General features: G+C 70.6%; 17 protein-coding genes and 1 pseudogene. 9 read left to right on the top strand and 9 right to left on the bottom strand.

Translation table 11 applies throughout. From position 1 onward, the window contains the following. Positions 1-320, bottom strand: a pseudogene (locus ACFCZF_RS38960) (hypothetical protein); the annotation flags it as partial. Positions 321-494: 174 nt separating this feature from the next. Between ACFCZF_RS38960 and ACFCZF_RS38955 the strand changes: the two are divergent. Together ACFCZF_RS38955 and ACFCZF_RS38950 are read left to right on the top strand one after the other, a co-directional pair. Further along, on the top strand, positions 495-1,472 hold the full coding sequence (locus tag ACFCZF_RS38955; RefSeq protein ID WP_376675690.1) for a RecB family exonuclease: 978 nt from the start codon (positions 495-497) through the stop codon (positions 1,470-1,472). Positions 1,473-1,486: 14 nt separating this feature from the next. After that, positions 1,487-2,158, top strand: a complete 672-nt coding sequence (locus ACFCZF_RS38950) for a response regulator transcription factor (protein WP_121746033.1) — start codon at positions 1,487-1,489, stop codon at positions 2,156-2,158. A 125-nt stretch (positions 2,159-2,283) separates the two neighbouring features. Here the strand turns inward: ACFCZF_RS38950 and ACFCZF_RS38945 are convergent, their stop codons facing one another. The 3 genes from ACFCZF_RS38945 to metH all read right to left on the bottom strand — a co-directional run bounded on the left by ACFCZF_RS38945 (position 2,284) and on the right by metH (position 8,682). Next, entirely contained in the window at positions 2,284-3,885 is a 1,602-nt protein-coding gene (locus ACFCZF_RS38945; RefSeq protein WP_375924620.1) for an ABC transporter substrate-binding protein, read from the bottom strand. A 443-nt stretch (positions 3,886-4,328) separates the two neighbouring features. Further along, positions 4,329-5,030, bottom strand: a complete 702-nt coding sequence (locus tag ACFCZF_RS38940) for an HAD family phosphatase (RefSeq protein ID WP_310874191.1) — start codon at positions 5,028-5,030, stop codon at positions 4,329-4,331. Positions 5,031-5,169: 139 nt separating this feature from the next. Then, positions 5,170-8,682 carry a methionine synthase gene (gene metH / locus ACFCZF_RS38935; RefSeq protein ID WP_376675689.1) on the bottom strand — a complete coding sequence of 1,171 codons (3,513 nt, stop codon included), beginning with the start codon at positions 8,680-8,682 and terminating at the stop codon, positions 5,170-5,172. A gap of 496 nt (positions 8,683-9,178) precedes the next feature. Between metH and ACFCZF_RS38930 the strand changes: the two genes are divergently transcribed. From ACFCZF_RS38930 to parJ, 6 genes are all read left to right on the top strand, one after another. Continuing rightward, positions 9,179-9,943, top strand: a complete 765-nt coding sequence (locus tag ACFCZF_RS38930) for an IclR family transcriptional regulator (protein WP_376675688.1) — start codon at positions 9,179-9,181, stop codon at positions 9,941-9,943. Positions 9,944-10,282: 339 nt separating this feature from the next. After that, positions 10,283-11,077, top strand: coding sequence for an MIP/aquaporin family protein (locus tag ACFCZF_RS38925; protein WP_376675687.1), 795 nt, complete (start codon positions 10,283-10,285; stop codon positions 11,075-11,077). Between the two features lie 85 nt (positions 11,078-11,162). Then, complete coding sequence (gene glpK / locus ACFCZF_RS38920; RefSeq protein WP_376675686.1) at positions 11,163-12,701, top strand: glycerol kinase GlpK; 1,539 nt, start codon at positions 11,163-11,165, stop codon at positions 12,699-12,701. An 8-nt stretch (positions 12,702-12,709) separates the two neighbouring features. Then, positions 12,710-14,326 (top strand): FAD-dependent oxidoreductase, encoded by a 1,617-nt coding sequence (locus ACFCZF_RS38915; RefSeq protein ID WP_376675685.1) that lies wholly within the window; start codon positions 12,710-12,712, stop codon positions 14,324-14,326. Positions 14,327-14,475: 149 nt separating this feature from the next. Beyond that, a complete protein-coding gene (locus ACFCZF_RS38910; protein WP_376675684.1) occupies positions 14,476-15,147 on the top strand; it encodes a FadR/GntR family transcriptional regulator in 672 nt (223 codons plus the stop codon). 152 nt (positions 15,148-15,299) lie between these two features. Continuing rightward, positions 15,300-16,301 (top strand): filament polymerization regulator ParJ, encoded by a 1,002-nt coding sequence (gene parJ / locus ACFCZF_RS38905; protein WP_375924633.1) that lies wholly within the window; start codon positions 15,300-15,302, stop codon positions 16,299-16,301. 56 nt (positions 16,302-16,357) lie between these two features. Here parJ and mshC read toward each other — a convergent pair whose 3' ends face one another. The 4 genes from mshC to ACFCZF_RS38885 form a co-directional block, all read right to left on the bottom strand. Continuing rightward, on the bottom strand, positions 16,358-17,587 hold the full coding sequence (mshC, locus tag ACFCZF_RS38900; protein WP_376675683.1) for a cysteine--1-D-myo-inosityl 2-amino-2-deoxy-alpha-D-glucopyranoside ligase: 1,230 nt from the start codon (positions 17,585-17,587) through the stop codon (positions 16,358-16,360). A 113-nt stretch (positions 17,588-17,700) separates the two neighbouring features. Beyond that, the gene (locus tag ACFCZF_RS38895; RefSeq protein WP_376675682.1) at positions 17,701-18,531 is read right to left on the bottom strand and encodes an SCO1664 family protein; all 831 of its coding nucleotides are present in this window, start codon (positions 18,529-18,531) and stop codon (positions 17,701-17,703) included. Continuing rightward, positions 18,495-19,085 carry a DUF3090 domain-containing protein gene (locus tag ACFCZF_RS38890; RefSeq protein ID WP_121746046.1) on the bottom strand — a complete coding sequence of 197 codons (591 nt, stop codon included), beginning with the start codon at positions 19,083-19,085 and terminating at the stop codon, positions 18,495-18,497. Before ACFCZF_RS38890 ends, ACFCZF_RS38895 begins: the two co-directional genes overlap by 37 nt. 76 nt (positions 19,086-19,161) lie before the next feature. After that, complete coding sequence (locus ACFCZF_RS38885) at positions 19,162-19,848, bottom strand: histidine phosphatase family protein (RefSeq protein WP_376675681.1); 687 nt, start codon at positions 19,846-19,848, stop codon at positions 19,162-19,164. 61 nt (positions 19,849-19,909) lie between these two features. Here ACFCZF_RS38885 and corA point away from each other — a divergent pair, with 61 nt between their 5' ends. Continuing rightward, a complete protein-coding gene (corA, locus tag ACFCZF_RS38880; protein WP_376675680.1) occupies positions 19,910-20,905 on the top strand; it encodes a magnesium/cobalt transporter CorA in 996 nt (331 codons plus the stop codon). A 25-nt stretch (positions 20,906-20,930) separates the two neighbouring features. On the opposite strand, the gene ACFCZF_RS38875 is transcribed toward corA, so the two are convergent. Then, the gene (locus tag ACFCZF_RS38875) at positions 20,931-21,719 is read right to left on the bottom strand and encodes a ferritin-like domain-containing protein (protein WP_376675679.1); all 789 of its coding nucleotides are present in this window, start codon (positions 21,717-21,719) and stop codon (positions 20,931-20,933) included. Between the last annotated feature and the right edge of the window lie 104 nt (positions 21,720-21,823).

The following is a 21,823-nucleotide window of genomic DNA, read 5'->3' as shown; positions in this document are numbered from 1 at the left end:
CGGCCCGGCGTCTCGGGACCCGGCGTCGGGCGGCCCGGCGTCTCGGGAGCTGACGTCGGGCGGCCCGGCGTCTCAGGTCCGGGCGTCTCGGGAGCCGGGGTCGGCGGGTGTCCCTCGGCGGGGTCGGTCGCCGTTCGGGGCTGGTCGCCCGGGCCGTGCACCGTCGTCCGGGGCCGGTCCGCGGGTCGGTTCTCGGGCGGGCCGGCGTCCGCGGGGTCCGGCTGCGCGGACTCGGCTGCCGGGGCCGTGGGTCCTGCCTGGGGCTCGGCCGACTCGTCGTTGCCGGACCGCGGCTGCCCGCTCCCGCCGCTCACGTCCACGGTGTCCCCTCGTTCGAAGCGTCTCCCGCGCCTGCCGGGCGAGAGGGTCTCGTGTCGATGGTATGCGTCCGTCGCGGCCCGTTCCGCCCCGGCACCCCTGTCCTTCCCTTCCGTCGCACGGGTCACGACCGCGGGATGGGGCACTGTCAGTGGCGGGCCGTAAGGTCTGTGGGCATGGAGACGAGCATCGAGGATGTCGCGGAGGACGCCGGCGGACCCGCCCGACCGGCGGCGACGGTGGCGGACCACGCAGACGCGACGGTGGGCCCGGCGGCCGCCGTCCCCTCACCCGTGCCCGTGGCCATAGCGCCGGCCTCGCTCTCGCCCTCCCGGGCCGGCGACTTCATGCAGTGCCCGTTGCTGTACCGGTTCCGGGTCATCGACCGCCTCCCGGAGAAGCCGAGCGAGGCGGCGACGCGGGGCACCCTGGTGCACGCGGTGCTCGAGCGGCTCTTCGACGCCCCGGCGGCCGAGCGCACGGCACCGCGGGCGAAGGCACTCGTCCCGGGCCAGTGGGACCGGCTTCGCGAGAGCAGGCCGGAGGTGGACGAGCTGTTCGCGGACGACCCGGAGGGCGAGCGGCTGACCCGGTGGCTCGGCGAGGCGGAACAGCTCGTCGAGCGCTGGTTCACCCTGGAGGACCCGAGCCGGCTGGAGCCCGCCGAGCGCGAGCTGTTCGTCGAGGCCGAGCTGGACTCCGGGCTGCGCCTGCGCGGCATCATCGACCGGGTCGACGTGGCGCCCACCGGGGAGGTGCGGATCGTCGACTACAAGACGGGCAAGGCGCCCCGGCCGCAGTACGCGGAGGGCGCGCTGTTCCAGATGAAGTTCTACGCGCTGGTGGTGTGGCGGCTGAAGAAGGTCGTCCCGCGGCGCCTGCAACTCGTCTATCTCGGCAGCGGCGACGTGCTCACGTACGACCCGGTCCGCGCCGATCTGGAGCGGGTCGAGCGCAAGCTGCTGGCGCTGTGGGAGGCCATCCGACTGGCGACCGAGACGGGCGACTGGCGGCCGCGTCCCACCAAGCTGTGCGGCTGGTGCGACCACCAGGCGCACTGCCCGGAGTTCGGTGGCACTCCCCCGCCCTATCCGCTGCCGGTGAGGGCGGCCGACTCCGGCGGCACCGAGCAGGGCAGAATGGGGCCGGACTAGCGAAGGAGACTTACGTGGCCATCCGCGTCCTACTGGTCGACGACCAGCCGCTGCTGCGCACGGGCTTCCGAATGATTCTCGAGGCCGAGCAGGACATCGCGGTCGTCGGCGAGGCCGGAGACGGCCTCCAAGCACTCGACCAGGTGCGGGCCCTGCAGCCCGATGTGGTCCTGATGGACATCCGCATGCCGCGGATGGACGGTGTGGAAGCGACCCGGCAGATCACCGGGCCCGAGCGGGACGGCCCGGCGAAGGTGCTGGTGCTGACCACCTTCGATCTCGACGAGTACGTCGTGGAGGCGTTGAAGGCGGGCGCCAGCGGTTTCCTGCTGAAGGACGCCCCGGCCAACGAACTGGTGCAGGCCATCCGCGTGGTGGCGAGCGGCGAGGCGATGCTCGCGCCGAGCATCACCAGGCGGCTGCTCGACAAGTACGCCACGCACCTGCCCTCCGGCGACGAGCCGGTGCCGGACGCGCTGCACACGCTGACCGAGCGTGAGGTGGAGGTGCTGAAGCTGGTGGCCCGCGGCCTGTCCAACGCGGAGATCGCCGCCGACCTCTTCGTCAGTGAGACCACCGTCAAGACACACGTGGGTCATGTGCTGACCAAGCTGGGTCTGCGTGACCGGGTGCAGGCCGCGGTGTACGCGTACGAGAGCGGCCTGGTCCGCCCCGGCGCGCAGTAGACCGCTCCGTACGCGTCCGTAACCGCTCCATACGCGTCCCACTCGTGACACGGCGCGTACGAAACCCGAAGGGCGCCCTCTCCGCGCGAGGAGAGGGCGCCCTTCGGGTTGTGTCCGGCGGGACGTCAGCCGCTCACACCCCGGCCCAGCTCCCACAGCTGGAGCGTCGAGGAGGAGTTGAGCACGTAGGCCGTGCCCGTGACGTCGTCCCCGGCGGCGACGTACTGCTTGCCCTGCCACAGCGGGATCATCGGGACGTCGGCGGCGGTGATGTCCTGGATCTCGGTGAGGCTGTCCACGGCGGAGAGCCGGTCGGCCTCGCGACGGGACTCGGGGATCAGGGTGTTCCTGATCTCCGGGTTCGCGTACGGCGAGTTGAGGGTGTTGTCCTTGTCGAGGAACGGCGCGATGAAGCTGTCCGCGTCCGGGAAGTCGGGGAACCAGCCCATGCCGAAGACGTCGTACTCGCCCTTCAGCTCCGCCGGGCGGAACTTGTCCCAGGGCGTGCCCTTGATGTCGATGTCGAAGAGACCGCTGTCGTTCAGCTGCTTCTGCAGCTGCTCGAACTCCTGCTTGGTCGCGGCACCGTAGTGGTCCGTCGTGTAGTGCATGGTCAGCTTCACGGGCGTCTTGATGCCCGCGTCCTCCAGCATCCCCTTGGCCTTGTCGACGCTGGGGTCGCCGTACTTGTTGAAGAACGAGTTGGAGTGACCGGTGATGCTGGCCGGGACCATCGAGTACAGCGGCTCGGCCTGGGAGCCGTAGACCTCGGAGACGAGTTCGCTGCGGTTGATGAGCTGGGCCATCGCCTGGCGGACAGCCTTGTCCTTCACCGTCGGCGCGTCCGTGTTGAAGGCCAGGTAGCGGATCTCGAGACCGGCCACCTCGACCAGGTCGACGTCGCCGTCCGTGGCGTTGGAGAGCTTCTGGATCTGGTCGGGCGTCATCGCACGGGTCATCACGTCGATGTCGCCCTTGTCGAGCGCGGCGCCCATGGCCTCGGCGTCGCTGAACGACACCATCTCGACCTTGTCGTTGTTCACCTTCAGGCTCCCCTTGTAATCGGGGTTCTTGGTGAACACGGCCTTGGTCATCTCGCCGTTCTTGACCTCGGCCTTCATGGTGTACGGGCCGGAGCCGTCCAGCTCGAAGCCCTCGCGCAGCTTGCCCTTCTCGTAGTCGTCCGGGTTGACGATGCCCGCGACCGGGGTCGACAGCTTGAACGGGAAGGTGGCGTCGGCGGTATTGAGGTGGAAGATGACCTCGCGGTCGCCCTGCGTCTCGACGGTGTCGACGGTCGACAGCAGGCCGTACACCTGGCTGTCGGCCTTGATGGACAGGGCGCGCTCGATGGAGAACTTCACGTCCTCCGCGGTGACGGCGTCGCCGTTGGCGAACTTCAGGCCGTCGCGCAGGGTGCAGGCATAGCGTTCGTTGCCGGTGTCGGTGAATCCGCACTTCTCGGCGGCCTCGGGTACGGGTTCACCGTCGCCGCGGGGCTGGATCATCAAAGTCTGCGTGGTCTGACGCAGGATGTTCCAGGAGCCGACATCGTAGGCGTACGCCGGGTCGAGGGGCGCGGGCGCCTCCTCCGAGGCGGTGAACCGGTCCGTGGTGCCGACGACGATCGCGTCCCCGCCGCTGCCGCTGTCGGACCCGCCGCAGGCGGCGAGCACCGGCGCGAGCAGGCCGACGACGGCCGGCAGCACCAAAGTCTTGCGGTTCATGCTCGAGTTTCTCCAGAGCTGTCGGTCCGTGTATCCGGCATGCAGGGGTGTCGCGGCGGATCACGGGGGTTGTGGCCGATGTTCTCGCGACGAGATTAGTCCGCGCCCGCACGGGGGCTCGCAGCCACCGGAGTTGAGGACTCATCACGGAGCGAAACCGGTCGTGGACGCACCGAAAACCCGACAGTGGAAGGATTAGTGCAGGGTTTCACCAATCAGGACACAAGGGCGCCTCGACAACGTTCGCCAGGCGCGAGCCAGCACACGCACGCCACCCTGTCGACCCCTGGCAACGTGGCGAACGTCACACAGCAGCTTCTGTTGGCGGGCGCCTGAATTCGGCCATCCGGAGCGGCGGAATTCCCCCGCCGCGCGCCCCGCGTCGTCTCGCGCGTACGTTCTCGGAATTACCGCGTTTACGCCGCCGCACGCTGGGTGAACGCCTAGCGCATTTGTGTCATCAGGCCGCGCAGAAATGTCAGGTCGACCTCTTCCAGCGAGTCCACCACCGTGCGGCGGACGGCCGGGGTGATGGGAGCGACCGAGGGCACGGCCACGACGTGGCAGCCGGCGGCCTCCGCGGCGGCGACCCCGGTCGCGGTGTCCTCGACGACGGCGCACCGGGCCGGGTCCACGCCGAGGCCGGCCGCGGCGGCCAGGTACGGGTCCGGGTGGGGCTTGGTGCGCGGCACCTCGTCGCCCGCGACGGTGAGTCCGAAGTGCTGCGGGCCCAGCGAGGTCAGCACGCGGTCGATGATGCGCCGGTGCGAGGCGGAGACCAGGGCCGTGGGGATCTCGTGCGCGGAGAGTTCCGCGAGCAGCCGGGCGGCTCCCGGCATGAGCGGCAGGGTACGGCCGATGCGCTTCTCGAAGCCGTCGTTGAGCAGCACGCTGAGTTCGGCGAGGGTGATGTCGGCCCCGGTGGCCTCGATCAGGAAGCCGGCGCTGCGGCTCATGGGACCGCCGACGACCACGTGGCGCCAGGAGTCGTCGAGGGTGTGACCGAGGGAGGCGAAGACCTCGGCCTCGACGTCCCACCAGAAGCCCTCGGTGTCCACCAGGGTGCCGTCCATGTCGAGGAGCACGGCCTGGAGGGCTGAGCCTTCGGCCGTACGGGTTCCGAGCGCGGGGACCGTACTGGTCATCCACGTACCTCCTTGAAGGGACGATCAGGCCGGTTCCCACGAAGGGAACCGGCCTGCGGTGGACCGACCAGTGTACGTCGTGCGGGACGGGAACGCCTGGTGTGGCCGCCGAAGCGGTACGGAGGCGTCCGCGGCGGCCTCAGCGGGCGTTGAAGTACTTCGCCTCGGGGTGGTGGATCACGATGGCGTCGGTGGACTGCTCGGGGTGGAGCTGGAACTCCTCCGACAGGTGGACGCCGATGCGCTCCGGCTGGAGCAGGTCGGCGATCTTGGCGCGGTCCTCCAGCTCCGGGCAGGCACCGTAGCCGAGGGAGAAGCGGGCGCCCCGGTACTTCAGGGCGAACATGTCCTCCATCTCGGCAGGGTCCTCCCCGGCGAAACCGAGCTCGGAACGGACGCGGGCGTGCCAGTACTCGGCGAGGGCCTCGGCGAGCTGGACGGACAGGCCGTGCAGTTCGAGGTAGTCGCGGTAGGCGTTGGCCTGGAACATCCGGGCCGTCTCCTCGCCGATCCGGGAGCCGACGGTGACGACCTGGAAGCCGACCACGTCGATCTCGCCGGACTCCTCCGGGCGGAAGAAGTCGGCCAGGCACAGACGCCGGCCGCGCCGCTGGCGCGGGAACGTGAACCGGGTGCGCTCGTTGCCGGCCTCGTCGAGGACGATCAGGTCGTCGTCCTTGGAGACGCACGGGAAGTAGCCGTAGACCACGGCCGCCTCCAGCAGGTTCTCCGTCTGGAGCCGGTCCAGCAGCCCGCGCAGTCGCGGCCGGCCCTCGGACTCGACCAGTTCCTCGTACGAGGGTCCCTCGCCGGTGCGGGCCTGCTTCAGACCCCACTGGCCCTTGAAGAGGGCGCCCTCGTCGAGCCAGGACGCGTACTCCTTGAGCTGGATGCCCTTGACGACACGCGTGCCCCGGAAGGGCGGTTCGGGGACCGGGTTGTCGGTGGCGACGTCGGAGCGGACGTGGCCCTCCTCGGGACGCTCCTCGACCTCCACCGTGGCGGCGCGGACCCTGCGCTGGCGCAGCTCGGGCAGCTTTGCGCCGGGCACGCCGCGCTTGATGCCGATCAGGGCGTCCATCAGCCTGAGGCCCTCGAACGCGTCCCGGGCGTAGCGGACCTCGCCGTCGTAGATCTCGTGGAGGTCCTGTTCGACGTAGGCCCGGGTGAGGGCGGCTCCGCCGAGGATGACGGGGTAGTCGGCGGCCAGCTTGCGCTGGTTGAGCTCCTCCAGGTTCTCCTTCATGATCACCGTGGACTTCACCAGGAGCCCGGACATGCCGATCACATCGGCCCGGTGCTCGTTGGCCGCCTCCAGGATCGCGGAGACCGGCTGCTTGATACCGAGGTTGACGACGTTGTAGCCGTTGTTGGACAAGATGATGTCCACCAGGTTCTTGCCGATGTCATGGACATCGCCGCGGACGGTGGCCAGCACGATCGTGCCCTTGCCGTCATCGTCCGTCTTCTCCATGTGCGGCTCCAGATGCGCCACCGCCGTCTTCATCACCTCGGCGGACTGGAGCACGAACGGCAGCTGCATCTGCCCGGAGCCGAACAGCTCACCGACCACCTTCATCCCGTCCAGCAGCGTCTCGTTGACGATGTCCAACGCCGGACGCTCCGTCAGCGCCTCGTCCAGATCGGCCTCCAGGCCGTTCTTCTCGCCGTCGATGATGCGCCGCTTGAGCCGCTCGTCCAGCGGCAGCGCCGCCAGCTCATCAGCCTTGGACGCCCGCAGCGACTTCGCCGTCGCGCCCTCGAACAACGCCATCAGCTTCTGCAGCGGGTCATAACCCTCACGGCGGCGGTCGTAGATCAAGTCCAGGGCGGTGGTGACCTGCTCCTCGTCGAACCGCGCGATCGGCAGGATCTTCGAGGCGTGCACGATCGCCGAGTCCAGACCCGCCTTCACACACTCATCCAGGAACACCGAGTTCAGCAGAATCCGGGCCGCCGGGTTCAGACCGAACGAGATGTTCGACAACCCGAGGGTGGTCTGCACGTCCGGGTGGCGGCGCTTGAGCTCACGGATGCCCTCGATGGTCGCGACACCATCGCCCCGGGACTCCTCCTGACCGGTGCAGATCGTGAACGTCAAGCAGTCCACGAGGATGTCCGACTCGTGGATGCCCCAGTTCCCGGTCAGGTCACCGATCAGCCGCTCGGCGATCTCGACCTTCTTCTCCGCCGTCCGGGCCTGGCCCACCTCGTCGATGGTCAGCGCGATCAGCGCCGCACCATGCTCCCGGGCGAGTCGGGTGACCTTCGCGAAGCGGGACTCGGGGCCCGCGCCGTCCTCATAGTTCACCGAATTGATCACCGCCCGGCCGCCGAGCTTCTCCAGCCCGGCCTGGATGACTTCGACCTCGGTGGAGTCCAGCACGATGGGCAGCGTCGAGGCGGTCGCGAACCGCCCCGCCAGCTCCTCCATGTCCGCCACTCCGTCGCGGCCCACGTAGTCCACGCACAGGTCGAGCATGTGCGCGCCCTCACGGATCTGGTCCCGGGCCATCTCCACACAGTCGTCCCAGCGGCCCTCCAGCATCGCCTCACGGAACTTCTTCGACCCGTTGGCATTCGTCCGCTCGCCGATCGCCAGGTAGGAGGTGTCCTGCCGGAACGGCACCGTCTGGTAGAGGGAGGCCGCGCCCGGCTCCGGGCGCGGGTCGCGGGCGGTCGGCGCGGTCTCGCGGACCCGCTCCACGACCTGGCGCAGATGCTCGGGCGTGGTGCCGCAGCAGCCGCCCACCAGGGACAGGCCGTACTCGCGCACGAACGTCTCCTGCGCGTCCGCCAGCTCCGGCGCCGTCAGCGGATAGTGCGCGCCGTCCCTGCCCAGGACCGGCAGACCGGCGTTGGGCATGCACGACAGCGGGACGCGGGAGTGGCGGGCGAGGTAGCGCAGGTGCTCGCTCATCTCCGCCGGACCGGTCGCACAGTTCAGGCCGATCATGTCGATACCCAACGGCTCCAGCGCGGTCAGCGCCGCACCGATCTCCGAGCCCAGCAGCATCGTCCCGGTCGTCTCCACCGTCACCGAGCAGATCACCGGCACATCCAGCCCCAGGGCCTCCAACGCCCGCCGGGCACCCAGCACCGACGCCTTCGTCTGCAACAGGTCCTGCGTCGTCTCCACCAGCAGCGCGTCCGCACCACCCGCGACCAGACCCTCCGCGTTGCGCTGATACGCGTCCCGCAGAACGGTGTACGGGGCATGACCCAGGGTCGGCAGCTTCGTACCCGGGCCCATCGAACCCAGCACCCAGCGCTGCCGGCCGTCCCGCGCGGCGAACTCGTCGGCCACCTCCCGGGCCACCCGCGCACCCGCCTCCGACAGCTCGTGCACCCGCTCGGCAATGTCGTACTCACCCAGCGCCGAGTGATTCGCACCGAAGGTGTTCGTCTCCACGCAGTCCACACCGGCCGCGTAGTACTCCTCATGCACCGAACGCACGATGTCCGGCCGGGTCAGATTCAGGATCTCGTTGCAGCCCTCCAACTGCTGGAAGTCGTCCAGCGTCGGATTCTGCGCCTGCAACATGGTGCCCATCGCACCGTCGGCCACCACCACACGGGTGGCAAGTGCCTCGCGGAGGGCGGACACACGGGTCCGGGTGTCGGCGGACGGGGTGGACGGCGACGAGGCCATGAAAGGGCTCCCTAGGATGCGACGGCTGTCGGCTTTGCGCTGCCCGGTGCCGTCCGCAGGGAACGTCCCGGGGGAGAACGCACGCCGCCAGGGTAGCCGGGACCGGGGGCTGATGGTCGGGGCGTCCACGAGACGGACGAGTATGGCGGGGCCGGATGCCCGCCGAAGGGGTGAACATTCCGGCCCCGGAACGGGCCGGGGGCTGGCCGAGGACCGGCCGGGGACGGGCCCGGAGCGGACCGGAGACGAGTCGGGAACGGTCCGGAGACGGGTCAGGGACGGTCGGGAGACGGGTCGGGAACGGCCCGGAGGCGGTCGGTGGACCGCTGATGGGCGGGCCGGGACGCAGGTCCGGGTCATCAGGACGTGGCCGAAGTGCAACAGTTGCCCGCCGACCATTAGCGGGAGGTCGGCATCGACCGGTAGTGTTCGGCATTGCCGAACGACGTCAGCGACGCCGGGGTCGGCAGTCGAAGGGGACGGAGGCAGTACGCCGATGGCACGGAACATCCAGTCGCTCGAACGGGCGGCCGCGATGCTGCGCCTGCTCGCGGGCGGCGAGCGGCGGCTCGGCCTGTCGGACATCGCCTCGTCGCTGGGTCTGGCCAAGGGCACGGCGCACGGCATCCTGCGCACCCTCCAGCAGGAGGGCTTCGTCGAGCAGGACGACACCTCCGGGCGCTACCAGCTGGGCGCCGAGCTGCTGCGCCTGGGCACGACCTACCTCGACGTGCACGAGCTGCGGGCACGCGCCCTGGTGTGGACGGACGACCTGGCGCGGTCCAGCGGTGAGAGCGTCCATCTCGGCGTCCTGCACCAGCAGGGCGTCCTGATCGTGCACCACGTCTTCCGGCCCGACGACAGCCGGCAGGTGCTGGAGATCGGGGCCATGCAGCCGCTGCACTCCACGGCGCTGGGCAAGGTGCTGTCGGCCTACGACCCGGTCGCGCACAGCGAGGCCCTGGAGGCCGACCGCAAGGCGTTCACGGACCGGACCGTCTGCGAGCCGGACAGGTTCGAGCACATCCTGGACATCACGCGCGCGCGTGGCTACGCGGCCGACGTCGAGGAGACCTGGGAGGGCATCGCCGCCATCGCCGCCCCGATCCACGACCGCCGGCGTATGCCGGTCGGCGCGGTCGGCATCACCGGGGCCGTGGAACGGCTGTGCCGGGACGGCGAGCTGCGGCCCGAGCTGGTCGCGGCGGTTCGGGACTGCGCCCGCGCGGTCTCGCGGGACCTGGGCGCCGGGCGGTTCTAGGGCACGCGGGCACGAGTCGGAAAGCCGAAGGCCGGGACGCCGAACGCGTTCCGGCCTTCCGCGTTCCCCGGCAGCCCCGGTGGGACGCGCCGCGCCCGAAGATCGATAACTCACGACGATCAATAACGATCGTGCTTTCGATTACAGGGCTCTTGACGCATGCGCGACGCCGAAGCGAGACTCGCGTCCATCGGTCGGCATTGTCGAACACCTACCGGCAATACGCGTTAGAGTGTGACAACGCCAAGGGCCGCCATCGCTCTCACACCGAGGGCGCCGGAACACCCGGAGGGACCCGGGGGTTCGGCTTCCCCTGGACGAAGGACAAAGGAGTCGCGGGTGTCCAGCTCCGACATCTTCATCGGCGAGACCATCGGTACCGCCATACTCATCCTGCTCGGCGGCGGCGTGTGTGCCGCCGTGACGCTCAAGGCCTCCAAGGCCCGAAACGCCGGCTGGCTCGCCATCGCCTTCGGGTGGGGCTTCGCCGTCATGACGGGGGCGTACATCTCGGGCCCGCTGTCCGGGGCCCACCTCAACCCGGCCGTGACGGTCGGCATCGCGGTCAAGGACGGCGAGTGGGGCAACGTCCCCACCTACTTCGCCGGACAGCTGCTCGGCGCCATGATCGGCGCGGTCCTGGTCTGGGTCGCCTACTACGGCCAGTTCCAGGCCCACCTGACCGACCGGGAGATCGTCGGCGGCCCTGGCGCGCAGGACACCACGGCCAAGGCCGTCGAGGCCCAGGAGAAGGGCGCCGGTCCCGTGCTGGGCGTCTTCTCCACCGGCCCCGAGATCCGGAACGCGGTGCAGAACCTCGCCACCGAGATCATCGGCACCTTCGTCCTGCTGCTCGCCATCCTCACCCAGGGCCTGAACGACGAGGGCAACGGTCTCGGCACCCTGGGCGCCCTGATCACCGCGTTCGTGGTGGTCTCGATCGGCCTGTCCCTCGGCGGTCCGACCGGCTACGCGATCAACCCGGTCCGCGACCTCGGGCCGCGCATCGTGCACGCCCTGCTGCCGCTGCCCAACAAGGGCGGCTCCGACTGGTCCTACGCCTGGGTCCCGGTCGTCGGTCCGCTGATCGGCGGCGCGATCGCCGGAGGTGTCTACAACGTCGCGTTCGCCTGAGCGGGCATCCGCTCGGTCATCATCGAGCCGCAGAACACGCGCCGTACGCACCGACCGCCACACCACGGAAACCCAGGAGCACACAGTGACCGACGCCCACACCGCAGGCCCCTTCATCGCCGCGATCGACCAGGGCACGACCTCTTCCCGCTGCATCGTCTTCGACCGCGACGGGCGCATCGTCTCCGTCGACCAGAAGGAGCACGAGCAGATCTTCCCCAAGCCGGGCTGGGTCGAGCACGACGCCACCGAGATCTGGACCAACGTCCAGGAGGTCGTCGCCGGGGCGGTCGAGAAGGCCGGCATCACCCGCGACGACATCAAGGCCATCGGCATCACCAACCAGCGCGAGACCACGCTCGTCTGGGACAAGAACACCGGTGAGCCCGTCCACAACGCCATCGTCTGGCAGGACACCCGCACAGACGCCCTGTGCCGCGAACTCGGCCGCAACGTCGGCCAGGACCGCTTCCGCCGCGAGACCGGCCTTCCCCTCGCCTCCTACTTCGCCGGTCCCAAGGCCCGCTGGCTGCTCGACAACGTCGACGGTGTGCGTGAGCGCGCCGAGGCGGGCGACCTGCTCTTCGGCACGATGGACACCTGGGTCATCTGGAACCTGACCGGCGGGGTGAACGGCGGCGTGCACGTCACCGACGTCACCAACGCCTCACGCACCATGCTGATGAACCTGCACACCATGGCGTGGGACGAGAAGATCGCCGAGTCGATCGGCGTGCCGACGCGGATGCTCCCCGAGATCCGCTCCTCCGCCGAGGTCTACGGCGAGATCACGGGCGGCAGGCTGGGTGAGCTGCTCGGCGGCATTCCGGTCGCCTCCGCGCTCGGCGACCAGCAGGCGGCCCTGTTCGGCCAGACCTGCTTCTCCGAGGGCGAGACCAAGTCGACGTACGGCACCGGCACCTTCATGCTGATGAACACCGGTGACAAGATCATCAACTCGTACAGCGGCCTGGTGACCACCGTGGGCTACCAGATCGGCGACAAGAAGCCGGTCTACGCCCTGGAGGGCTCGATCGCCGTCACCGGTTCGCTGGTGCAGTGGATGCGCGACCAGATGGGCCTGATCTCCACCGCCGCCGAGATCGAGACCCTCGCCCTGACGGTCGAGGACAACGGTGGCGCCTACTTCGTGCCGGCCTTCTCCGGCCTGTTCGCCCCGTACTGGCGCTCCGACGCCCGAGGCGTGATCGCCGGTCTCACCCGGTACGTCACCAAGGCGCACCTCGCGCGTGCCGTCCTGGAGGCCACCGCCTGGCAGACGCGGGAGATCGCGGACGCCATGACGAAGGACTCCGGGGTGGAGCTGACCGCCCTCAAGGTCGACGGCGGCATGACCTCCAACAACCTGCTGATGCAGACCCTCGCCGACTTCGTGGACGCCCCCGTGGTGCGCCCGATGGTCGCCGAGACCACCTGCCTCGGCGCCGCCTACGCCGCCGGTCTGGCCGTCGGCTTCTGGAACAGCACCGACGACCTGCGCGCCAACTGGCGGCGGGCCGCCGAGTGGACCCCCCGCATGGACGCGGAGATCCGCGACCGTGAGTACAAGAGCTGGCTCAAGGCCGTCGAGCGGACCATGGGCTGGCTCGAGGACGAGGAGTAAGAACCGCAATGACCACTCAGTCCACCCTGCAGTCCGTGCCTGCCCTGGGGACGCACCCGGCCTCCGGCTCGAACCCGAGCCGGGCCGAGACCCGGGAGCAGCTCTCCAAGGCGTCGTACGACCTTCTCGTGATCGGCGGCGGCATCCTGGGCATCTCCACCGCCTGGCACGCCGCGCAGTCCGGCCTCAGGGTGGCCGTTGTCGACGCCGGCGACTTCGCCGGCGCCACCTCCTCCGCCTCCTCCAAGCTGCTCCACGGCGGTCTGCGCTACCTGCAGACCGGCGCGGTGAAGCTGGTGGCGGAGAACCACTTCGAGCGCCGTGCGGTCTCCCGCCAGGTGGCCCCCCACCTGGCGAACCCGCTCACCTTCTACCTCCCCGTGTACAAGGGCGGGCCGCACGGCGCGGCGAAGCTCGGCGCCGGTGTCTTCGCGTACTCGGCGCTGTCCGCCTTCGGTGACGGCGTCGGCCACCTGCTCTCCCCGGCCAAGGCCGCGCAGGACGTGCCGGAGCTGCGCACCGACAACCTCAAGGCCGTGGCCGTGTACGGCGACGACCAGATGAACGACGCCCGCATGGCGCTGATGACCGTCCGCGCGGCGGTCGATTCGGGCGCGGTCGTCCTCAACCACGCCGAGGTGACCGGCCTGCGCTTCACCAAGGGCCGGGTGACCGGCGCCGAGCTGAAGGACCGGCTGACCGGCAACGAGTTCGGGGTCAGCGCCCGCCTGGTGCTCAACGCCACCGGCCCCTGGGTCGACCACCTGCGCCGCATGGAGGACCCGAACGCGGCCCCGTCCATCCGCCTCTCCAAGGGCGCGCACCTGGTGCTCAAGCGCACCGCGCCCTGGAAGGCCGCGCTGGCGACCCCCATCGACAAGTACCGGATCACCTTCGCCCTCCCCTGGGAGGACATGCTGCTGCTCGGCACGACCGACGAGGAGTTCGAGGGCGACCCGGCGGACGTCGCGGTCAACGACAAGGACATAGCGCAGATCCTCGACGAGGCCGCGTTCTCCATCCGCGACCAGCAGCTCGACCGGGACCTGATCACGTACTCCTTCGCGGGTCTGCGCGTGCTGCCGGGCGGCCCCGGTGACACCGCGAAGGCCAAGCGCGAGACGGTCGTCAGCGAGGGCCGGGGCGGCATGCTGTCCGTCGCGGGCGGCAAGTGGACCACCTTCCGCCACATCGGCCGTACGGTCATGAAGAAGCTGGAGGCGCTGCCGGGCCACCCGCTGGGCGACGACTTCGAGCCGATCGCCTCGCTGCCGAAGAAGCTGCCGCTGCCCGGCGTGGCCAACCCGCGCGCGGTCGCGCACCGGCTGCTGGTGGACGGTCCGGCACCCGGCCCGCGCATGGCGGCGGACACAGCCAGGCACCTGGCCACGCACTACGGCTCGCTGGCCTTCGACATCGCCCGTCTGGCCAACGACAACCCGGAGCTGGCCGAACGGGTCCACCCCGACGCCCCGGAGATCTGGGCGCAGGTCGTGTGGGCCCGGGATCACGAGTGGGCCGAGACGCAGGACGACGTGCTGCGCCGGCGGACCACACTGACGATCCGCGGCCTGGCCACGGACGACGTCCGCGCGAAGGTCCAGGACCTGCTCGACAAGAAGTAGGACCCGGCCGCCCTCTGCGTGAGGCGGCGGCTCCGCGCCGATGGAGCCGCCGCCTCACGCGCGCGCGTCGCAGGCCGCACCGGCCCCCATAATGTCGGGAGACATCGGATGTCTGAGCGGCATCCCGGGGAGAGACAGGGAGGTCGGCCGTGGCGGTCACCGACGAGGCGATCGAGAAGATCAAGAGCATGATCGTCTCCGGCGCGCTGCGGCCCGGCGACCGGCTTCCCAAGGAGAGCGAGCTCGCCGCCGACCTCGGGCTGTCCCGCAACTCCCTGCGCGAGGCCGTACGCGCCCTGTCCCTGATCCGGATCCTGGACGTGCGGCAGGGCGACGGCACCTACGTCAGCAGCCTGGATCCGCAGCTCCTGCTGGAGGCCATCGGTTTCGTCGTCGACTTCCACCGCGACGACACGGTGCTGGAGTTCCTCGCCGTGCGCCGCATCCTGGAGCCGGCCGCGACCGCGTTGGCGGCCTCCCGGATCACCGACCGGGAACTGGACGGACTGGAAGGCCGGCTCGACGCGCTCGGCGACGAACCGTCGGTGGAGGAACTGGTCGTCTGCGACCTGGAGTTCCACCGGGGAATCGTGGGGGCCTCGGGCAACTCGGTGCTCTGTTCCCTCCTCGACGGTCTGTCCGGGCCCACTACCCGGACCCGCGTCTGGCGCGGACTCACCCAGGAGGACGCGGTCAGCGGCACCCTGCGCGAGCACCGCGCGATCCTCGCCGCGCTGCGCGACCGGGACGCGGAGGCGGCGCGCTCCTGGGCGACGGTGCACATCGCGTCCGTGGAGCAGTGGCTGCGCTCCACCCTCTGACCCGGCTCCGATCCGGCGGTGGTGGAGGGTGTCCGGCCGCCGGGAACGGGGCAGTGATGCGTTCACTCCCCCGTGCAAGGGGGCTGCGGGCGGCCCCTCGGCACGCCGTAAGGTTGGGGGGTACGCGAGGGCACGTCGGAAGGAGGCGCTGGGTGATCGAGCTCGAGGGGGTTCCCGAGCTGGTCGACCCGGTCATGGTGGCCGCGTTCGAGGGCTGGAACGACGCCGGCGACGCCGCCTCCACCGCGGTCGCGCATCTCGACAGGGAGTGGAAGGGCGAGGTGTTCGCGGCGCTGGACGCCGAGGACTACTACGACTTCCAGGTCAACCGTCCCACGGTGTTCGTGGAAGCGGGTGTCCGCAAGATCACGTGGCCGACGACGAGACTCTCGGTGGTCCGGGTCGGCGGCGACAAGCCACGCGACCTGGTCCTCGTCCGCGGCATCGAACCGTCCATGCGCTGGCGGTCGTTCTGCAACGAGCTGCTGGGCTTCGCCCACGAGCTGGGCGTCGAGCTGGTGGTCGTCCTGGGCGCCCTGCTGGGCGACACGCCGCACACCCGTCCGGTCCCGATCAGCGGGACCACGTCGGACGCCGACCTGGCCCGGCGCATGGACCTGGAGGAGACCAAGTACGAGGGCCCCACGGGCATCGTCGGCATCCTCCAGGAGGCGTGCACGCACGCGGGTGTTCCGGCCGTGTCGCTGTGGGCCGCGGTGCCGCACTACGTGTCGCAGCCGCCGAACCCGAAGGCCACGCTGGCCCTGCTGAACCGGCTGGAAGACCTGATCGACGTGCGCATCCCGCTGGGCGAGCTGCCCGAGGACGCGCGTGCCTGGCAGGTGGGTGTGGACCAGCTGGCCGCCGAGGACAGCGAGGTCGCCGAGTACGTCCAGTCGCTGGAGGAGGCTCGGGACACCGCGGAGCTGCCGGAGGCGTCGGGCGAGGCGATCGCCCGCGAGTTCGAGCGGTATCTGCGGCGCCGGGACGGCTCCGGACCGGGCGGGCCGGGCGGGCCGGGTGGCCACGCCACGGCGGACGGCGGCGACGGCCCCTCCGGGACGCCGTATCTGCGGGACAACCCCAGCGGCCGTACGCGCCCGCCCAGGCCGCCGAAGGCGAGCGGGGACGACGAGGAATCGTCGGAGGACTGACCGGACGGAAACGGGGGCGCTTCCCGGCGGGAAGCGCCCCTGTTTCGTGCGCCTGCTTAAAGCGCGACACCCAGCAGTGCGTCCACCGCGCGGGAGACGACGCCGGGGGCGCCGATGTCCGTGCCGCCGCTCTCCTGCTGGAGCGCGGCCCAGCGGTCGACGGCGTCGAGCGCGGCCGGGGAGTCCAGGTCGTTCGCGAGGGCCTCGCGGATCTCCTCGACGAGCGCCTCGGCGGGCGGGCCGTCGGGCCGGGAGACGGCGGCGCGCCAGCGCTCCACCCGGGCGACCGCGTCCTGGAGCACCTGGTCCGTCCACTCCCAGTCGGAGCGGTAGTGGTGGGCGAGCAGCGTGAGCCGGATGGCGGCGGGGTCGACGCCCTCGCGGCGCAGCCGCGACACGAAGACCAGGTTGCCCTTGGACTTGGACATCTTCTCGCCGTCGAGGCCGACCATGCCGGCGTGCACGTACGCCTTGGCCATGGGGAACTCGCCGGTGAGGGCCTGGGCGTGCGAGGCGCCCATCTCGTGGTGCGGGAAGGCGAGGTCGGAGCCGCCGCCCTGGACGTCGAAGCCCATGCCGAGGTGGTCGAGGGCGATGGCGACGCACTCGATGTGCCAGCCGGGGCGCCCGCGGCCGAGCGAGCCGCCGTCCCAGCTGGGCTCACCCTCGCGGGCGGCCATCCACAGCATCGGGTCGAGCGGGTTCTTCTTGCCCGGCCGGTCCGGGTCGCCGCCGCGCTCGGCGGAGAGCAGCCGCATGGCGGCGGCGTCGAGGTGTGAGACGCCGCCGAAGTGGGGGTCGGACTCGACGGAGAAGTAGGTGTCGCCCTCCAGCTCGTACGCCGCGCCCGCGTCCCGCAGCCGCTCGACGAGCGGGACGATGCCGGGTATGGCCTCCACGGCGCCTATGTAGTGTCGCGGCGGCAGCATTCGCAGCGCCGTCATGTCCTCGCGGAAGAGGGCGGTCTCCTTCTCGGCGAGGGCGGTCCAGTCGACGCCGTCGCGCACGGCCCGCTCCAGCAGCGGGTCGTCGACGTCGGTGACGTTCTGGACGTAGTGAACCTGCCGCTTGTTGTCGAGCCACACGCGCTGCACGAGGTCGAACGCGTTGTAGGTCGCCGCGTGCCCCATGTGGGTGGCGTCGTACGGCGTGATGCCGCAGACATAGATGCGGGCGACGGGACCGGGGTCGAGGGTGACCAGGCCGCCGGTCGCGGTGTCGTGGATCCTCAGGTCGCGACCCTGACCAGGCAGGGCGGGGACCTCGGAAGCGGGCCAGGCATGCATGTCATGAGCGTAACCGGACGGGTGTTCCGTACACGAACCGGACCGGGCCGGATGGCCGGTAAGGCGCTCTTGCGCGATACCGGCCGTTGTGTGGTGGGGGCGGTATCCGCTCTCTAGACCGGCGGCCAGGGGATGGCCGGCCACTCGCCGCTCGGTTCCGGGTGCTTGCCGGAGGCCAGCAGCGCGGCGACACGCGCGCGCGTGGCGTCGAGTTCGGCGGGGGTGATCAGCGCGCCGAGCCGGATCGCCAGGGTCCCGCCGTCCTTCAGGGCTTCTCCGAGGGCGTCGAGCACCGCCAGGGCCTCCCCGGTGAGCGGGTCCCCCGCCCAGCCCCACAGCAGGGTCCGCAGCTTGTTCTCGGCGTGGAAGGTCACGCCGTGGTCGATGCCGAACAGCCGTTCCTCGTTCGCGGGCAGCAGATGGCCGCCCTTGCGGTCGGCGTTGTTGATCACGGCGTCCAGTACCGCGAGCCGGCGCAGCCGTTCGTCGTCGGCGTGCACGAGCAGCGCGGTGCGGCCCTCACCGACCTCGGCGAGGGCGATCCCCTTCCAGCCGGGGCCGGGTTCCTCGTCCTCCTCCAGGGCGAGCAGCTCCGCCTGGGGCACCGCCTCGATCCACAGCTGGCACATGCCCTCGCCGTACGGACCGTCGCGCAGCACGGTGGGCGGTACGAGGCCCCAGCCGGTCGCCTCGGAGACCTCGTACGCGGCGACCTCGCGCTGGGCGAGGCTGCCGTCGGGGAAGTCCCACAGGGGCCGCTCCCCTGCGACCGGCTTGTAGATGCAGGCCGCCTCGCGTCCCTCGTGCGTCACCGTGCAGTACAGCGCCGCGTTGGAGGCGTCACGGATGCGTCCGCGCACGGTCAGCTCACCCTGGGCGAGCAACTCGGCGGCCGCCGCGTCGGTGGTCACGCTCCGCGGCGGTATCCGTTCTGGCGCGGACATACGTGTCCTTCCGGGTCGAGCGGGAGGCTGCACAGCGGGCACGGCGGCCGCCCGGCGTTGACGACGTCGAGGGCGCGCTTGGCGAAGGCCCTGGCCTGCGCGCCGGTGAGGCGGACCCGGAGCATCGGTGGACCGTTCTCCTCGTCCTGGAGCAGCCGCTCCTCGGCCTCCGCCAGATCCTCCTCGGACTCGGCGTCCAGCTCCACGAGGGCCTGCGCCTCGACGATCATGCGCTGGTCCTCACCGTCCCAGGCCAGCGCCATGGTGCCGACCCTGAACTCCTCCTCGACGGGAGTGTCCAGCGGGGCGGTGTCGGCGGGCTCCGTGGGCGCCATGGCGGGGACGACGGTGCTGCCGCCGCTGCGCCGTACGACCTCGTCGAGGAGTTCGTCCATGCGCTCGGCGAGAGCGGCGACCTGGGTCTTCTCCAGGGCCACGCTGGTCACCCGGGAGCCGGCGGTGGCCTGGAGGAAGAACGTACGGCGCCCTGGCAGCCCGACCGTACCGGCCACGAAACGTTCCGGTTGGTCGTAGAGGAACACCTGACGGGACACGTCCTGTCTCCATGGAAGTCGGGGGAAGGAAAGCGGGGGCACTGCTGCAACCGCTTCACCCTACTGCGGCCGACGATCACGGTGCGCCCGCACCACCACCGACCGGGGCCTGGTCGCCAGGGGTCTCCTCGTGCGGGGCCAGGGAGGCGAAGTCACCGGTGTCGCCGAGGCGGACGAGGAACGGGCGCAGCCGGGTGTAGCGGATCGCGGTGACGGAACAGGGCTCGACGGAGATCCGCTGGAAGAGGTCGAGATGGAGGCCGAGTGCCTCCGCGACGAGGGACTTGATGATGTCGCCGTGGGAGCACATGAGGTAGACGGCGTCGGCGCCGTGATCGCGCTCCACGCGCGCGTTCCACTCGCGCGCCGCCTCGGCGGCCCGGGTCTGCATCGCGCGCATCGACTCGCCGCCGGGAAACGCCGCGGCGGAGGGGTGCGCCTGCACCACCTCCATCAGGGGCTCGTCCTTGAGCTCGGCGAGCTTACGGCCGGACCAGTCGCCGTAGTGGCACTCGCCGATCCGTTCGTCGGTGTGCGCCCGCAGTCCGGGCCGGGCGTCGAGCAGTGGGCGGATCGTCTCCTGGCAGCGCTGCAGCGGGCTGGTGACGACCTCTGAGAGTGGCAGGGCGGCGAGCCGACCGGGCAGCGCGGCGGCCTGTGCGGCCCCGCGTTCGTCGAGGGCGACGCCGGGCGTCCAGCCGGCGAGCAGCCCCTCGGTGTTGGCGGTGGAACGTCCGTGCCTGACCAGGATCAGCGTGGGCATGCGGACAGGGTAGGCATACAGCACGGTGCTCGGGCGCCGGGGTGAAGGGAGAATGTGTTCGGTGATCGTCGACTGTGCCATCTACCGGGACGGGCACCGCACGGACGGACCCGAGGACTTCTCCGACGCGCTCGACGAGGCGCGGACCGCGGGCGGCTTCGTCTGGATCGGGCTGCACGAACCGACGGCGGACGAGTTCGACCTGGTCACCCAGGAGTTCGGGCTGCATCCGCTGGCGGTGGAGGACGCCCTGAAGGCGCACCAGCGGCCCAAGCTGGAGGTGTACGAGGACTCGCTCTTCGCCGTCCTCAAACCGGTGGTGTACGAGCCGGAGAGCGACGCCGTCTCCACCGACGAGCTCATGATCTTCCTGGGCGACGCGTTCGTGGTCGTCGTCCGGCACGGCGAGGGCGCCCCGCTGAAGGCCGTACGGCAGCGGCTGGAGCACGAGCCCGAGCTGCTCGGCAAGGGGCCCACCGCGGTGCTGTACGCGATAGCGGACGCCGCCGTCGACCATTACCTGGACGTCGCGGTCGAGCTGCAGAACGACCTGGAGGAGCTGGAGGCCGAGGTCTTCTCACCGGACGGCGGCGGCTCGCGGCACACCGCGTCCCGGATCTACACCTTCAAGCGGCAGGTCCTGGAGTTCCGCCGGGCGACGGGCCCGCTGGCGCCGCCGCTGGCCCGGCTGGCCGGAACGGGGGCGTTCGGCGCCGGGGTGCCGTTCGTCAACGAGAAGGCGCGGCCGTTCTTCCGCGACGTGAGCGACCACCTCACGCGCGTGAACGAGTCGGTGGAGGGCCTGGACCGGCTGGTCTCGGACATCCTGTCGGCGCATCTGGCGCAGACGAGCGTCCGGCAGAACGACGACATGCGGAAGATCTCCGCGTGGGCGGCCATGGCGGCGGTCCCCACGATGCTCGCGGGGGTCTACGGCATGAACTTCGACCACATGCCGGAACTGCACTGGGAGTGGGGCTACCCGGCGGTGATCGTGCTGATGGCCGCTCTGGAGGTGCTGCTGTTCCGGCTGTTCAAGCGCCGGGGCTGGCTGTAGGGCCACGGTGGCCCGCGGTGGGTCGTCAGGCGACTTCAGGGGCCGCGGCGGCGGGACCGCCGAGCGCGTCGCGCCGTTCGGGTGTCCGCAGCGTCACCATGCGGTGCCAGCCGGCCAGCCGCTCGTAGGCGTACATCGCGTGGATGCCCGCCGCGAGCATCGCCGACCTGGTGCGCGACCAGCCGAGGAGGCGCCCCATGCGGTCCATCACCGCGAGGCTGACGTCCCGGTGGACGCGGATCTCGGCGAGCGCGCACTCGCGCAGCGTCCGCTGGATGTACCGGCCGTGTCCGGCGGCGGCGAAGCGCAGCAGTTCCTCGTGGGAGTAGGCGAGGTGGTTGTCCTCGTCGGCGGAGATCATCCGGACGGCCCGGCCCAGGTCCGGGTGGTCCGCGAAGTACTTGAGGAGCATCGCCATCTGCTCGGCCGCGCGCTGCTCGGTGACCCTGCTGTGCGCGAGGTAGGTGATGATGTCCCGTTCCGTGAGGGGCTCGTCGGCCTTGAGCTTCTCGTGGGCGAGGCCGATGCCGTGCCGCTCCAGGAGCATGGTGTAGTCGGTCTCGGGGGGCACCCCGACGGGTTCGAGGCCGCGCTTCTTCAGCAGGGCGTTGAAGATCCGTCCGTGCTTGTCCTCGTCCGCGCCGTGCCGGGTGATCTTCGGGGCGAGCGCGCGCTCGCTCTCCGGTACCAGCGCCGCGATGCGCGCGTTCTCCCAGCCGCCCTGCGACTCGCCGCTGGCCGCGATGGAGCAGAAGAGACGGAACGACTCGTCGTTGTCGAGGATCTCCTGGAACAGGCTCTTGGCCGAAAGCATCGGGGGCACCGGGCCTTGACCCCTGATGTTGGACACACGAGACACTGGATCCTGAGGATCTGAGGACGGACATCTCGTGGTCATGAAGAACTATCCGCCGGAGT

It is taken from the genome of Streptomyces sp. NPDC056296 (genome assembly GCF_042268605.1).
In the GTDB taxonomy this organism is placed as follows: Bacteria; Actinomycetota; Actinomycetes; order Streptomycetales; family Streptomycetaceae; genus Streptomyces.
This window is presented reverse-complemented; position numbering and strand designations above follow the sequence as displayed.

What these genes read in the sequence shown, in the direction of transcription:
- metH (WP_376675689.1), bottom strand. Translation starts at nt 8,682, where the DNA reads ATGGCCTCGTCGCCGTCCACCCCGTCCGCCGACACCCGGACCCGTGTG.
- ACFCZF_RS38940 (WP_310874191.1), bottom strand. Translation starts at nt 5,030, where the DNA reads ATGACCAGTACGGTCCCCGCGCTCGGAACCCGTACGGCCGAAGGCTCA.
- mshC (WP_376675683.1), bottom strand. Translation starts at nt 17,587, where the DNA reads ATGCATGCCTGGCCCGCTTCCGAGGTCCCCGCCCTGCCTGGTCAGGGT.
- ACFCZF_RS38955 (WP_376675690.1), top strand. Translation starts at nt 495, where the DNA reads ATGGAGACGAGCATCGAGGATGTCGCGGAGGACGCCGGCGGACCCGCC.
- ACFCZF_RS38945 (WP_375924620.1), bottom strand. Translation starts at nt 3,885, where the DNA reads ATGAACCGCAAGACTTTGGTGCTGCCGGCCGTCGTCGGCCTGCTCGCG.
- ACFCZF_RS38885 (WP_376675681.1), bottom strand. Translation starts at nt 19,848, where the DNA reads ATGCCCACGCTGATCCTGGTCAGGCACGGACGTTCCACCGCCAACACC.
- ACFCZF_RS38915 (WP_376675685.1), top strand. Translation starts at nt 12,710, where the DNA reads ATGACCACTCAGTCCACCCTGCAGTCCGTGCCTGCCCTGGGGACGCAC.
- ACFCZF_RS38895 (WP_376675682.1), bottom strand. Translation starts at nt 18,531, where the DNA reads ATGTCCGCGCCAGAACGGATACCGCCGCGGAGCGTGACCACCGACGCG.
- ACFCZF_RS38875 (WP_376675679.1), bottom strand. Translation starts at nt 21,719, where the DNA reads ATGCTTTCGGCCAAGAGCCTGTTCCAGGAGATCCTCGACAACGACGAG.
- ACFCZF_RS38930 (WP_376675688.1), top strand. Translation starts at nt 9,179, where the DNA reads ATGGCACGGAACATCCAGTCGCTCGAACGGGCGGCCGCGATGCTGCGC.